Source organism: Actinoplanes flavus, from assembly GCF_017592555.1.
Classification (GTDB): Bacteria; Actinomycetota; Actinomycetes; order Mycobacteriales; family Micromonosporaceae; genus Actinoplanes; species Actinoplanes flavus.
In genome coordinates, this window is sequence record NZ_JAGFNS010000002.1 from 421,433 (window position 1) to 434,728 (window position 13,296).

Consider the following 13,296-nt stretch of genomic DNA (forward strand, 5'->3'; position numbering starts at 1 on the left):
TGTGAGCAGTCAACCCGTGGCGGCGCCGGCGAAACTCGACGGCGCCGTCCTCAAGATCGCCGGGGTCGTGGTCCTCGGCGCCATCATGTCGATCCTCGACGTGACAGTGGTCAGCGTCGCGCTGCCCACCTTCCAGAAAGAATTCAACGCCACCTACGCCGAAGTGGCGTGGACCATGACGGCCTACACCTTGGCCCTCGCCACGGTCATCCCGCTCACCGGCTGGGCCGCTGACCGGTTCGGCACGAAGCGGCTCTACATGGCCGCCCTCCTGCTCTTCACCATCGGCTCCGCCCTCTGCGCCACCGCCGACAGCATCGGCCAGCTCATCGCCTATCGGGTGCTCCAGGGCCTCGGCGGCGGCATGCTCATGCCGCTCGGCATGACGATCATGACGCGGGCGGCCGGCCCCGAGCGGATCGGCCGGCTGATGGCCGTCCTCGGCATCCCGATGCTGCTCGGCCCGATCGGCGGCCCGATCCTCGGCGGCTGGCTGATCGACGCCTACAGCTGGCACTGGATCTTCCTGATCAACCTGCCGATCGGTCTGGCCGCGCTGATCTACGCGCAGATCGTGCTCCCGGCGGACCGCCCCGAGCCGTCCGAGTCGTTCGACTTCATCGGCATGCTGATGCTCTCGCCCGGCCTCGCGCTCTTCCTCTACGGCGTGTCCTCCCTGCCCGAGGAACAGACCATCACGGCGAACAAGGTGTGGGTCCCGATGCTGGTCGGCGCCGCGCTGGTGATCGGCTTCATCTTCTACTCGTTCAAGCCGGTGCACCCGCTGCTCGACCTGCGGCTGCTGCGCAACCGCAACCTCGCCGTCGCGTCGATCACGCTGGCCGTCTTCACCGTCGCCTTCATGGGCGCCGGGCTGCTCTTCCCCAGCTACTTCCTGCAGATCCGGGGCGAGTCGACGCTGCACGCCGGCCTGCTCATGGCCCCGCAGGGCATCGGCGCCATGGTCACCATGCCGATCGCCGGCATCCTCGCCGACAAACACCCGGTCGGCCGGACCGTGCCGTTCGCGCTGCTCCTGATCGCCGGCGGGTTCTACACCTTCACCCAGGTCGGGACGGACACGTCGTACCTGCTGCTGTGCGGCTCACTGTTCGTGATGGGCCTCGGCATGGGCGGCACCATGATGCCGATCATGACCTCGGCGCTGCGCACCCTCAAGAACCACGACGTGGCCCGCGGCTCCACCCTGCTGAACATCCTCCAGCAGATCGCCGGCTCTGTCGGATCCGCCGTCATGTCGGTGATCCTCACCAGCGAGCTGAACGATTCGGCCGTCATTCCCGGCGTCACCACGAAGACCGGCGACCCGGTCACCGAGGCGGGCCTGGCGATGGCCGCCCAGTCCGACCCGTCGATCGCCGCGTCCGTCCCCGACCCGACCCTGATCGAGCGTGGCCTCCAGTTCGCGGCCGACGCGTTCGCCAACACGTTCACGGTCGGTTTCGTGCTGACGGCGCTCACGCTGATCCCCGCGCTGTTCCTGCCCCGCAAGCACGAGGAGTCCCACCTGCTCGACGACGAGAACGTCCCTCCCGTCGTCCTGCACTGACCCCACACCCGTCACGCCCGGCCGGCCTCCCGCCGGCCGGGCGTTTCGTTTGCCGGGTGCGACTACCGTCCCCGGCATGGATCTTCTTGGATCCGGCCGGGAGGCCGACGTCTATGCGCTCGACGAGTACCGGGTTCTGCGCCGCTACCGTCGCGGCGACGACGCCTCGGGCGAGGCCGCGGTGATGTCGTACCTGGCCGGGCACGGATTCCCGGTGCCGCGGGTGCACGCGGTCGACGGGCCCGACATGATCATGGAACGGCTGGACGGCCCGACCATGGCAGGTGCCTTCCAGGCCGGGGCGCTGACCGTCCCGGACGGCGCCGAGATCCTCGCCGACCTGCACCATCGCCTGCACGAGCTGCCCGCCCGCCTGAGCCCCGCCCCCGGCGACCGCGTCCTGCACCGCGACCTGCACCCCGAGAACGTCATGCTCACCTCGCGCGGCCCGGTCGTCATCGACTGGCACAACGCCGCCGAGGGCCCGGCCGCCCTCGACGTCTGCCTGACCGCGATCATCATGGCCCAGGTCGTCGCCGACGGAACCCACCCGCAGGCCGCCGCGGCCGCCGAGTTCCTCACCGGATTCCTCGCCCGGATCGGCGACGGCCCGCTGTCCGCCCTCGGCGACGCGATCGCCGTGCGCCGCGCCGACCCGTCCCTCAGCCCGGCCGAGGCGGCCCGGCTCGCCGACACCGTCACCCCACTGATCCGTGCCGCCTGGCCGTCCCCCGACCCCGCCTGACCCGTCCCCGCCGTTGCGCCCAGAACCGTCCGGCTGGTCGTGGGGGCTGTTTCAGCGGGGTTGAGACCGCTCTGAGAGCCAGCCGGCTTTGTCCGGCTGGTCGTGGGGCCTGTTTCGGCGGGGTTGAGACCGCTCTGAGAGCCAGCCGGAGGGGTCAGCCGATCGTGACGACCCGGGCCCAGGAGGGTGGCGGGTCGGAGCGGTGGTCCGGGTTCGCGGCGTCGACGACCCGGGGGCGGCGGAACAGGCCGACCACGGTTCGGCAGGCCGGCTGGCTGCGGGGCCACGGGGTCTGGCCGTCGGTCAGGACGACCACCACGTCCGGTGCCGGGCGGGTGGACAGGGCACGGTCGAAGCCGGCCCGGAGGTCGGTTCCGCCGCCGCCGGTCAGTTCGATGCCCGCCGAGGTGCAGACCGGGGCCACCACGTGGGCGGCGGCGTCACAGGCCACCACCCGTACCAGATCGCGGCGGCCACCGACGGCCCGGCTGATCGCGGCCACCTCGAGCAGGGCGCTGCCCAGTTCGGTGTCGCTCACCGAACCCGAGGTGTCGATCACCACGGCCACCCGCGGTGGGTTGCGCCGCAGGCTCGGCAGCACCACCTTCGGCAGGCACGCCGAGCGCCGGGCCGGCCGGCTGTAGACGTAGTCCTCGCCGACGCCGGGGGCGGAGGCGGCCGAGCGGATCGCGGCGCCCAGCAGATCCCGCCACGGCTGCGGCGGATGGATCACCCGTTCCGCCCACCGCCGCCAGCCCAGCGGCGCCTTGCCCGGAGCGCCGGTGATCGCCTGCGCCACCCGCAGCTGGACCAGGTCACGTTCCTGCTCGTCGAGGGCGTGTGCGCCGTCCGGGCCGAGTTCCCAGACCCGGGTCAGGCCGTCCGCGCCGCTGCCGCAGTCCAGCCAGGCCAGCTGCCGCCGGTAGGTGTGTGCCGAGAGCCGGGCGACGTACTCCTCCATGAGCAGGCCGACCGGCAGGTTCACCTGGCTGGGGTGGACCGCCCCGCTCGGTTGTGGCAGGCCATCGCCGTACACATCGTCGTTTATCTCGAAATCGGCCGCGATGTTCATGCGGAGCCGGTCCCCGCGCCCGGTCAGGTCCTTCGCGGCGGCGAGCCGCTCGCCGCGGCCGTGATGGTCGCGCAGCAGGTGGGCCACCTCGTGCACCCACACCCCGGCGAGATCCTTGAGGGTCGTGGCGGCCACGAAGGCGGGGGAGACGTAGCAGCGCCAGTAACGGTCGACCGCCATCGTGGGTACGGCCGGCGACTCCACCACCCGCAGCGCGAACAGGGCGGTCGCCAGGTAGGGCCGCGTCTGGGCGGCGTAGAGGCGTGCCGCGTACAGTTTCTCGCTCTCCTCGGCGGTGAGCGCCGCACGGGGGCCGGTCATCGGGCCGCGCCGACCCGCTCGGCGAGCGACAGGGCCGGGGTGAGCTGCTCGATGTCGGGCGGCAGCACCCAGTCGGCGCGGCGCAGCGCGGCCAGCGCGGACGCCGGGGCCACCACCAGGTCGGGGCCGCCCATCTTCAGCGAACGCACCAGCACCACCCACGCCGCGTCCCAGCGGGAGCGTTCCGGGCGCTGCCGGACCGCCTCGACCAGCCCGTCCAGGACCGCCTGGCGCAGGTCGCCGCGTTCCGGGAGCAGGGCCGTGTGCGGTTCGGCGAGCAGGTCCTCCGGGTCGGGCAGGTCCATCCGGTCGAGGAAGGCCATCACCTCCAGGCCCGGACCGTCGCCGACGGTGCCCCGGACCAGCATGGACAGCACCTCGCGGGAGGCGCCCGCCGCGGTGGCGAACGCGATCAGCCGCAACGCCATGTCCCAGCTGCGCGGCGACGGCCACGGGCCGCCCCGGCGGGCCTCGGTGTCCGGCAGGCGGTGCACCATGGTCGGCCGGGCACGCAGGAAACCGCACACCGCGCGCCGGGCCATGTCCACCGCCTCCGGCAGACGGCCCGGATCCAGGGACGGCAGGACCGCACGCGGCCAGGTTCCGCCGAGGCCGCGGACGACGACCTCGTGCTCGTACGCCCATTGCAGGTGTACGAACCGGTTCGCCAGCGGTGGGCTGAGTTCCCAGCCGTCCGCCGCCGAGGAGCGCGGGTTGGCGGCGGCCACGATCCGTACGCCGTCCGGCAACCGCAACGCGCCCACCCGCCGTTCCAGGACGACCCGGAGCAGGGCGGCCTGTACGGCGGGCGGCGCGGTCGACAGCTCGTCCAGGAAGAGCAGGCCACGACCGGCCCGGACCAGGCGCACCGCCCAGTCCGGCGGCGCCATCGGCACGCCCTGCACAGCCGGGTCGTCACCGACGATCGGCAGGCCGGCGAAGTCGGACGGTTCGTGCACGCTGGCGATCACCGTGGTCAGCGGGAGCCCCAGGCCGTCGGCGAGCTGATGCAGGGTGGCGGTCTTGCCGATGCCCGGTTCACCCCAGAGCAGGACCGGCAGGTCGGCGGCGACGGCCAGGGTGAGAGCGTCGAGCTGGTTGTCGGGCCGTTCCTCGGTGCGCGTGTCGGCGAGCAGAGTGAGCAGATCCGTGGCCACGGTAAGAGTCAAGTATCATCACCTTTTTGTCGATTTGTCAGGTCGGGTCCGATGGTCCCGTCCCCGGCGTCCGAGCCGCCCGAGCGTGACCTTCCCGGAGAGTCCCGGCTCACCGGAGAGCAGCCCGGCCCGGAACATCCCGTACCGGTCCCGCTCCTCCACGGCGGCCGCGAACTCGTCCCGCAGCTCACCCTCCGGCAGGCGCGCGCCCGGTCCGAGGTGCTCCTCCGCGACGGCCAGCGCCCCGTCGTGATCGCCGTGATCGAGCCGGTTGCGGACCTCGTCGAGGAACGCCGGCCGCCGGCCCCGGCCGGTGACGACCGCCAGGCACGGCAGTTGCGGGCCGCCGAGCCGCCGCAGGATCTCCTCCCGCTGCAGCTCCTCCTCGCTGTGGTCGAGTGGCCGGAGCGCCCCGTCCACCAGCCCGAGCCGATGGACCTCTCCCCGGCACTCGACCAGCCGCTCCCCGTCGGGGTCGGCCGGACCGGTGGGAGCCGGGGCGGGCGTCCCGGAGAAGCCCGGCGCCAGCGCGGCGGCCACCAGCGGATGCAGCCGGTCCGGTGTGATCAGTCCGGCGTGGAGCAGTTCCAGGTCGGGCAGGACCCAGGTGGCCGCCCACGGCAGCACCATCCCGGTCGGATCCCCGCCCCGGTCGGCGCGCCGCGGACGATCCTCCCCGAGTACCAGCCGCCGCCCGCCCCCGAGACGAACGGTGACCGGTCCGTCCCGCCCTTCGGCCGCCCGCAGGATCGCGGCTTCGGCTTCCCAGCGGTGCGCCGCATACCCTTCCCCGGACGGCTGCCAGCTCTCCGCACCGCAGCGTTCCCGCAGCTCAGCAGCTTGATCGGCGGCCCAGAGATGAGGATGCAGATCGAGCCGGAACCGCCGGTCCGGCCGGGCGTGCGGATACGGCCCCGGATCCCGGGAACGCGGCTCCCACAAGGCGAGACCGATCCGCTGCCCGCCGGCGGCCCATCCCGGAGCGGTCCGCGCCACCAGATGGACGGCCGATCCCGGATACCGGGCGAGCGTCATGGTCAGGCCCGGCCGCAGCAGCCCGTCCGGCGCGATCCGCGGAAGATGCCATCGCAGCAGCTCGGGCGCCATCCGCCGAAGATCGGCACGAATCATCGCCGCGAAGCCACGCCCGTGGGCGCGCCCGACGGCCCGAAGATGGAGATCGACGTCCACACGCGCCGCCGCGCAGGCTCCGGCCCAATCGCCGGCGAGCCGTCGTGCGGTGGCGGACTCGATCATCGAGGGCGGCACGCCGAACTCCCGCGCACGCCGCCAGCCCTGAAGACGGGATTCCCCGTTCGCCATCCATGAGCGCATCAGCACTCACCTTGTGCGAACAGAACCCCCGATCCACAAACGAAGGTATTCATCGCACGGCACTGTACAGCCCCCCTTCCGTAGGTGTCACCCCCAAACCCGCGGCGGCTTTTTGTCCGCCTATCTGTCATTCTTCCTTTTCTTGTACGCGAAAAGTCGCCCACAAACGCCACCACGACGCCCGCCGAGCCGCGCGATCATCTGCACCTCCATGCCGCAGCGCGCCCGCCGGGCCACCTGCCCACTCCAGGCCGTCGCCCACCACCCCGCTCCCCGTCGACCGAACTCAGCTGGCTCCCAGGGCCGTCTCGGGCGTTCCGAGACAGTCCTGCCGTCCAGCTGGATCTTCGGGCTGTCTCAAGTGTCCGGAGGCGGCTCTGGCGTCCAGTCGGGGCGGTGGGGCGGGGTTGGGTGAGGGTGAGTGGCGGGTCGGCCCGACGCGGGCGCGGAGGCCTGGAGTCGCGGTGAGGCCGGCCGAACCGGCGGGACGGGGAGGGTGCGGTCGGGGCCGGCGTCGCGCGTACCGATGAAGGCGCGTGAGTGAAGCCGGAAGGGCGACCCGGAAGGGATGCGGCGATCCGTCACCCGTGCGAGGGAACGGGGTAATCCTTTTCGGGCCCCGCGTGCGTGATCAAATTCCGGCTGATCATGAATGGGCCGGATAACGGTCCGGTTGCGGCGGGGGAACCGTTATCACTTTCAGGTGATCGGAATGGCAATATTCGATCAGTTCGCTGTACCTTTGGTCCAGATAAATCGGGACATCACCCAGGTTTCCGACGGGTAACTGATCGATGTCCCGGTCATTTCGGCCTCCTGAATCGTTGATCCGGCATACCTGACTCGTTCGATCGGCTATGACTGTGTGCGGAGGGTGCTCCGTGCCGTTACGTTAAGTATGTGCCCAGTGGAGATCCCCATTGGCACGAATGAGGGTTGAGCTGGGTGAACGACCGTTTTCCCGGATCAATGGAAGATCTGTCGACCCGAGGTCGTCCGAATGGACACGGGGCGATAGAAAGGTATGTGCATCCAACGTTCCTGACAGGTCGACGAACCGGCCGGAAGCCGGCGTCCCTCGGCAAGGGTGGTGTGATGATCCGGGTCGTTGTGGTGAGAGACGAGGGATACTTCGGTGTCCCGGTGCGAGCGTTCCTCGAGACCGAACCGGACATGCACTATGTCGACACCCTCCCTATCGGCGCCGACCTGGCGCAGCGTGCCGCCCAGCTGTGGCCGGCCGTCGTCGTGATCGACACGCAGTACATGGTGAGTCAGATCCTGCCGATAGCCGACGAACTGCACACCGCGATCCCGTCCTGCTCGATGCTGCTGCTGTGTGATCCGTCGAAACGCGGCATGCTGCCGCCCCGCCGGTGGAACGGTGGGCTCAACTTCCTGGTCAAGGACTCGTCACCGGCCATGCTGGCGGACGCGGTCCGGCGCCTGGCCCGCGGCGAGCGGGTGGTGTCGCCGATGTTGCAGGCCGCCTCGCTGAACACCGATCGGGGCCTGAGCACCCGCGAGCTGGAGGTCCTCGGCCTGGCCGCGGAGGGCGAGTCGGTGAAGGAGATCGCCGGCCGGCTCTACCTGTCCGGCGGGACGGTGCGCAACTACCTGTCCGCGATCATCTCCAAGACCGGGGCACGCAACCGGCTGGACGCCATCCGGATCGCCCGCAAGGAGGGATGGCTTCGCTGACCGGTGCGGCCGGGTAGCGTGGGAACGGATGCCAGTCCATCGACTCGACATCCCGGCGCTGCCCGTTCTGCTGCCGCTGGGTGTCATTCTGATGATCGTCTCCACGGTGTTGCTGCACCGCCGTGGGCAGCTGACCCCGGGCCGGCTCGCCGTCTTCTGGTTCGCCGGGTGGTATGCGGTGGCGATTCTCGGCGCGACGATGCTTCCGCTGCGACTCTCCTGGGGCCCCGGCGCCGGCGGCCCGGACTGGGAGCGGATCCTCTGGGTGCCGATCGAGGACATGCGCCGCCGCGACTTCCTGCTGAACACGCTGATGACGCTGCCGCTCGGCGCCGTTCTGCACATGGTCTTCGGAGTGCGCGGCTGGGGCCCGGTGGTGAAGATCGGCTTCGCGATCAGCCTCGGCATCGAATCGGCCCAGCTGTTCCTGCTGCTGACCCTGCACGGGCTGCGCTGGGCCGACGTGCACGACCTGATGTCGAACACGTTCGGCGCCGTGCTGGGTTACCTGATATTCCGCCGGCTCATGCGTTTCGCACATTTCCGCCGGGCAGTGGAAAACTGTTCTTTCGACCGAACCGGCCGCGATAGCCCAGCAGCGGTGCGATGACCCGGCGGGGCCCGGGCCGGTCGCTGATCCGTTCGTAGAGCCGGCCGACCGAGGCGGCCAGGTGGTCCGCGTCGTACCGGACTCCCGCCGACCGGGCCGGCAGCCGGCGCCCGCGGCGTTCCGCCAGGCAGAGCACCTCGGCGCGCAGCGCCCGCGGCAGCGACTCCCGGTCGAGGGAGAGCCGGTGCGTGCCGCGGACCGTCGCGCGTGCCGCCACCCGCTCCTCCAGCGGCATGCACGAGCCGTAGACGGCGGGCAGCCCGGAGGCGATCGCCTCCAGCGTGGCCGTGCCGAAGGCGGTGTGGTCGGGTGAGGCGAAGACGTCCATGGCGCAGAGCATCTCCCGCGGGTGGGCCACCGCCCCGGCGAACAGCACCCGGTCGGCGACACCCGCGATCACCGCGAGCCGTTCCAGGGCGGCGCGCGCCGAACCGTCGCCGACCAGCAGCAGGACCGTGTCCGGCACCTCGGCGACCGCGCGGATCAGCAGGTCGAACCGCTTGTCCGGTTCCAGCCGCCCGAGCCCGCCGATCACCGGTACGTCCGGTGCGACGCCGAGCCGGGCCCGGGCCGCCGCCCGCAGCGCCGGGTCGAACCGGAACTCGCGGGCGTCGATCGCCTTGGGGATCATGGTGATCCGCCGCTCCGGCACGCCCCACGAGCGCAGCCGCCCGGCGATCGCCGGGGACGCCGCGATGGTGACCTGGCCGAGGCGCTCGCCGGCCAGGTAGAGGGCACGGACCGCGGGGGAGACCCGGCGGCCCTCGATGGTCTCGGTGCCCAGATGGTGCTCGGTCGCCACCACGTGCGGGACCCCGGCCAGCCGGGCCGCGATGCGGCCCTGCACGCACGCCCGGTACAGGTGGGTGTGCACCACGTCGTACCGGCCGGCGCGCATCAGCTGCCGCAGCCGCCGGACCGCCGCCGGGTCGTGGTCGCGTGTGGTGGTGACCCGGTGCACCCGGACGCCGCCGGGCACGTCCACGGCACCGGCCGGCGCCAGGGTGACCACCTCGCTCTCGTACGGCAGCCGGCGCATCAGCAACCGCAGTTGCTGCCCGGCTCCACCCGGCTCCAGCGTGCTGATCACATGCAGCACCCTCATGTCTTTGTCCCCCGGTCGCATTCTCGACAGAACGCTTGCGACACCCGCGCTCAAGACGCTGCCGGAAACCGCGTCACAAAGGAAGTCTCAGATGTCACGCCTAAGATGAGTCCTTCTCATCGTGGATATGACATCCTCCGCCGAATGGCCATCCGCCGTCATCCGGAAGTATCTCGCGAAAATGCCGATCAAGGCCGTGTCCTCAATAGAACGGCGAACATGAGGTTTACTCGCGTAGCCCATGACAATTGCTACTGTAAACCGACCTCGCTGACTGGAACTCTAAATTTGCGAAAGGTCGATAGGACGTAACGCAGACGAGTCGCTGCCCGCATTTCAATGTCCGGAAATGCATTTGCGCCGACTCGTTTTTCCTTGTCGAGCGAAGGATCCGCGGCCGGCCGCGCCGGCATCGTACGAGGGGGAATCCATGCAGGTACGGCGACAAGCGTTCGGCGAGTCGCGCGGCCCGGGCGCACACCCGGTGCCGTGGCATCGCCGAGCCCTGCCCGGCCGCGCCGCGCGAGCGCTCACCGACGCGGCGGCCCTGGCCACCGCGCTGCTGATCGCCACGCTGCTGCGGCACGACGGGCACATCGGCGACGTCCATCTCACCGGTCTGGTGGTGCTGTCCGCGGTCGCCGCGGCCGTGCACACGCTGGCCGGCATCAATTTCGGGCTCTACACCGGCCGGTGGGCGTACGGCTGCTTCGAGGAGATCGCCGCGCTGGTCAAGACCTCCGCCGTGACCGTGCCGGCGCTGCTGGTCCTGGACACCGTGCTGGGCCGGCTCGTGCCGCGCTCGGCGATCATCGCGGCCGGCATGTTCGCGCTGGTGCTCACCGCCGGCGTCCGCTACATGGTCCGCTCGCTGCGGGACAGCCGGCTGCGGCCGTCGCCGGACCGCGGCACCCGGGTCGTGGTGATGGGCGCGGGGGAGGGCGCCACCTCGGTCATCCGGGCCATGCTGCGCAGCCCGTCCAGCCCCTACGTGCCGGTGGCCCTGCTCGACGACGACCCGGCCAAGCGCACCTTCCGGGTGATGGGCGTGCCGGTCGTCGGCACCCGCGACGACATGGCCGACGTGGTCCGCCGGTTCCGCGCCGAGGCGGTGGTGATCGCCATCCCGAGCGCCAGCGCCGACCTGATCCGGGCGCTCACCGAACTGGCCCAGCCGCTCAACGTCGACCTCAAGGTGGTTCCGCCGGTGGTGGAGCTGTTCGGGCGTACCGTCCGGGTCGAGGACATCCGCCCGGTCAGCCACGAGGACCTGCTCGGCCGCCGCGAGGTCGGCATCGACCTGGAGGCCGTCGCCGGATACCTGTCCGGCCGCCGGGTGCTGGTCACCGGCGCCGGCGGCTCGATCGGCTCGGAACTGTGCCGGCAGGTGGCCCGGTTCCACCCGGCCAAGCTGGTGATGCTGGACCGCGACGAGTCCGGCCTGCACGCCGTGCAGCTGTCCCTGGACGGCCGCGGCCAGCTCGACGACCGCAACCTGGTGGTCGCCGACATCCGCGACGAGCAGCGCCTCGACGAGGTGTTCGCCGAGCACAAACCGCAGGTGGTCTTCCACGCGGCGGCCCTCAAGCACCTGCCGCTGCTGGAGATGCACCCGTCCGAGGCGCTCAAGACCAACATCATCGGGACGTACCAGATCCTCCAGACCGCGATGCGGCACGGCGTTGACCGGCTGGTCAACATCTCCACCGACAAGGCCGCCGACCCGTGCAGCGTCCTCGGCTACTCCAAGCGGATCACCGAGCGGCTCACCGCGGCCGCCGACGCCCTGGTCCCCGGCACCTACTGCAGCGTCCGGTTCGGCAACGTGCTCGGGTCCCGCGGCTCGGTGCTCACCGCCTTCGCCGCGCAGGTCGAGGCGGGCGGCCCGATCACCGTCACCCACCCGGACGTGACCCGCTACTTCATGACCGTCCAGGAGGCGGTGCGGCTGGTCATCCAGGCCGGCGCCCTGGAGAGCAAGGGCGAGGTGCTGATCCTCGACATGGGCGAGCCGGTACGCATCGCCGACGTCGCCAAACGCATCGCCGACGCCGCCGACCAGCACATCCAGATCGTCTACACCGGTCTGCGGCCGGCCGAGAAGCTCGCCGAGGTCCTGCTCGGGCCGGACGAGCCGGACCACCGGCCCAACCACCCGCTGATCTCGCAGGCTCCGGTGCCGCCGCTGGACGGGGCCGTGCTGTCCCTGCTCGACCCGTCGTCGCCCCGGGAGGACCTGATCGCCGTCCTGCACTGGCTCGCCGCGAGCCCGGCCCTGCCGAAGAAGCCACACCCGGTCATCGCCGGCAAACAGCGCCGGGCCGAGACCGCCGCCGTCCCACCGGGCCGGCGTCCGTGAAGAACCGGCGCTACGGGCGCCGCCTGCGCAAGGCCCGGAAAATGTTGAAGGAGAACACGCCCATGCGGGTCGTCATCGCCGGTCAGGGTTACGTAGGACTGCCGCTCGCGGTCCGCGCGGCCGAGGTCGGGCACACCGTCGTCGGCTTCGACGTCGACGACGAGCGGATCAAGAGGCTCGCCGCCGGTGAGTCGTACGTGGACGACGTCTCCTCCGCGCACCTGCAACGCGTCCTCGCGAGCGGCTCGTTCCACCCGTCGTCGGACCCCCGCGCGTGCGCCGGCTTCGACGTCGCGGTGATCGCCGTGCCGACGCCGCTGCGCGACGGCAGCCCGGACCTCAGCTACATCGAGGACTCGGCCCGCACCCTGGCCCGCTACCTGCGGCCGGGCGCCACCGTGGCGCTGGAGTCCACCACCTACCCCGGCACCACCACCGAACTGGTCGCGCCGCTGCTGGAGGAGGGCTCCGGGCTGATCGCCGGTGTCGACTTCCACCTCGGCTACAGCCCCGAGCGCATCGACCCGGGCAACCGGGAGTGGAACCTCACCACCACGCCCAAGGTGGTCTCCGGGATCAACCCGGCCTCCCTGGAGCGGGTGCAGGCCTTCTACGCCTCGGTCGTCGAGCAGACCGTGCCGGTCTCCGACCCGAAGGTCGCCGAGCTGGCCAAGCTCCTCGAGAACACCTTCCGGCACGTCAACATCGCCCTGGTCAACGAACTCGCGGTGTACGCACACGACCTCGGCATCGACGTCTGGGAGGCGATCGCGGCCGCCGGATCGAAGCCGTTCGGCTACATGCGGTTCACCCCCGGCCCGGGCGTCGGCGGCCACTGCCTGCCGATCGACCCGTCCTACCTGTCCTGGCGGGTGCAGCGGACCCTCGGGCAGAGCTTCCGCTTCGTCGAGCTGGCCAACGACATCAACAACCACATGCCCGACTACGTGGTACGCCGCCTGGTCGCCGCCCTCAACAAGCGCCGCAAGGCGGTCAACGGGTCGCGGATCCTGCTGCTCGGCCTGGCCTACAAGAAGAACAGCGGCGACGCCCGGGAGTCGCCGGCCCGCCGCGTCGCGTCCCTGCTGCTGGACATGGGCGCCGAGGTCCGGGCCGCCGATCCGCACGTGGTCGAGGACGCCCACGTCGACAGCCGGGTCGGCATGGTTCCGCTCACCGCCGACCAGATCGCCGCCGCCGACGCCGTGGTGCTGCTCGCCGACCACGACGACTTCGACCTCGACCTGGTCCTGGAACACGCGCCGTACGTGCTGGACACCCGGCACCGCCTGACCGGCCCGACCGTCGAGTCGCTGTAAGA

10 protein-coding genes are annotated in these 13,296 nt (G+C 71.1%); 6 read left to right on the forward strand and 4 right to left on the reverse strand.

Annotated features, from left to right (window positions below; genetic code table 11):
* Position 1 precedes the first annotated feature (1 nt).
* Together J5X75_RS04980 and J5X75_RS04985 are read left to right on the forward strand one after the other, a co-directional pair.
* Positions 2-1,570: a DHA2 family efflux MFS transporter permease subunit gene (locus tag J5X75_RS04980; protein WP_208466065.1), complete on the forward strand. Its 1,569-nt coding sequence runs from the start codon at positions 2-4 to the stop codon at positions 1,568-1,570.
* Positions 1,571-1,646: 76 nt separating this feature from the next.
* Positions 1,647-2,315 (forward strand): phosphotransferase, encoded by a 669-nt coding sequence (locus J5X75_RS04985; protein WP_208466066.1) that lies wholly within the window; start codon positions 1,647-1,649, stop codon positions 2,313-2,315.
* Between the two features lie 154 nt (positions 2,316-2,469).
* Here the strand turns inward: J5X75_RS04985 and J5X75_RS04990 are convergent, their stop codons facing one another.
* Genes J5X75_RS04990 through J5X75_RS05000 form a run of 3 tightly spaced genes read right to left on the reverse strand, consistent with a single transcriptional unit; the run spans position 2,470 to position 6,200 of the window.
* Positions 2,470-3,708 (reverse strand): vWA domain-containing protein, encoded by a 1,239-nt coding sequence (locus J5X75_RS04990; protein ID WP_208466067.1) that lies wholly within the window; start codon positions 3,706-3,708, stop codon positions 2,470-2,472.
* A complete protein-coding gene (locus tag J5X75_RS04995; RefSeq protein ID WP_208466068.1) occupies positions 3,705-4,877 on the reverse strand; it encodes an AAA family ATPase in 1,173 nt (390 codons plus the stop codon). The genes J5X75_RS04990 and J5X75_RS04995 overlap by 4 nt, the downstream gene beginning before the upstream one ends.
* 6 nt (positions 4,878-4,883) lie before the next feature.
* On the reverse strand, positions 4,884-6,200 hold the full coding sequence (locus tag J5X75_RS05000; RefSeq protein ID WP_208466069.1) for a hypothetical protein: 1,317 nt from the start codon (positions 6,198-6,200) through the stop codon (positions 4,884-4,886).
* A 1,095-nt stretch (positions 6,201-7,295) separates the two neighbouring features.
* On the opposite strand from J5X75_RS05000, the gene J5X75_RS05005 reads away from it, so the two are divergent.
* Together J5X75_RS05005 and J5X75_RS05010 are read left to right on the forward strand one after the other, a co-directional pair.
* A complete protein-coding gene (locus J5X75_RS05005) occupies positions 7,296-7,901 on the forward strand; it encodes a response regulator transcription factor (RefSeq protein ID WP_183219586.1) in 606 nt (201 codons plus the stop codon).
* Between the two features lie 28 nt (positions 7,902-7,929).
* The gene (locus J5X75_RS05010) at positions 7,930-8,511 is read left to right on the forward strand and encodes a VanZ family protein (RefSeq protein WP_208466070.1); all 582 of its coding nucleotides are present in this window, start codon (positions 7,930-7,932) and stop codon (positions 8,509-8,511) included.
* Here the strand turns inward: J5X75_RS05010 and J5X75_RS05015 are convergent.
* Positions 8,426-9,616, reverse strand: coding sequence for a glycosyltransferase (locus J5X75_RS05015; RefSeq protein WP_208466071.1), 1,191 nt, complete (start codon positions 9,614-9,616; stop codon positions 8,426-8,428). The two genes, J5X75_RS05010 and J5X75_RS05015, sit on opposite strands and share 86 nt — an antisense overlap.
* Before the next feature lie 430 nt (positions 9,617-10,046).
* Here J5X75_RS05015 and J5X75_RS05020 point away from each other — a divergent pair, with 430 nt between their 5' ends.
* Together J5X75_RS05020 and J5X75_RS05025 are read left to right on the forward strand one after the other, a co-directional pair.
* The gene (locus J5X75_RS05020) at positions 10,047-11,975 is read left to right on the forward strand and encodes a nucleoside-diphosphate sugar epimerase/dehydratase (protein WP_208466072.1); all 1,929 of its coding nucleotides are present in this window, start codon (positions 10,047-10,049) and stop codon (positions 11,973-11,975) included.
* Positions 11,976-12,037: 62 nt separating this feature from the next.
* Complete coding sequence (locus J5X75_RS05025) at positions 12,038-13,294, forward strand: nucleotide sugar dehydrogenase (protein WP_208466073.1); 1,257 nt, start codon at positions 12,038-12,040, stop codon at positions 13,292-13,294.
* Positions 13,295-13,296: the final 2 nt, after the last annotated feature.

Excerpts from the sequence above, each read along its gene's own strand:
- J5X75_RS05020 (WP_208466072.1), top strand. The coding sequence starts at position 10,047 with ATGCAGGTACGGCGACAAGCGTTCGGCGAGTCGCGCGGCCCGGGCGCA.
- J5X75_RS05015 (WP_208466071.1), bottom strand. The coding sequence starts at position 9,616 with ATGAGGGTGCTGCATGTGATCAGCACGCTGGAGCCGGGTGGAGCCGGG.
- J5X75_RS04985 (WP_208466066.1), top strand. The coding sequence starts at position 1,647 with ATGGATCTTCTTGGATCCGGCCGGGAGGCCGACGTCTATGCGCTCGAC.
- J5X75_RS05005 (WP_183219586.1), top strand. The coding sequence starts at position 7,296 with ATGATCCGGGTCGTTGTGGTGAGAGACGAGGGATACTTCGGTGTCCCG.
- J5X75_RS04990 (WP_208466067.1), bottom strand. The coding sequence starts at position 3,708 with ATGACCGGCCCCCGTGCGGCGCTCACCGCCGAGGAGAGCGAGAAACTG.
- J5X75_RS05000 (WP_208466069.1), bottom strand. The coding sequence starts at position 6,200 with ATGCGCTCATGGATGGCGAACGGGGAATCCCGTCTTCAGGGCTGGCGG.
- J5X75_RS05010 (WP_208466070.1), top strand. The coding sequence starts at position 7,930 with ATGCCAGTCCATCGACTCGACATCCCGGCGCTGCCCGTTCTGCTGCCG.
- J5X75_RS05025 (WP_208466073.1), top strand. The coding sequence starts at position 12,038 with ATGCGGGTCGTCATCGCCGGTCAGGGTTACGTAGGACTGCCGCTCGCG.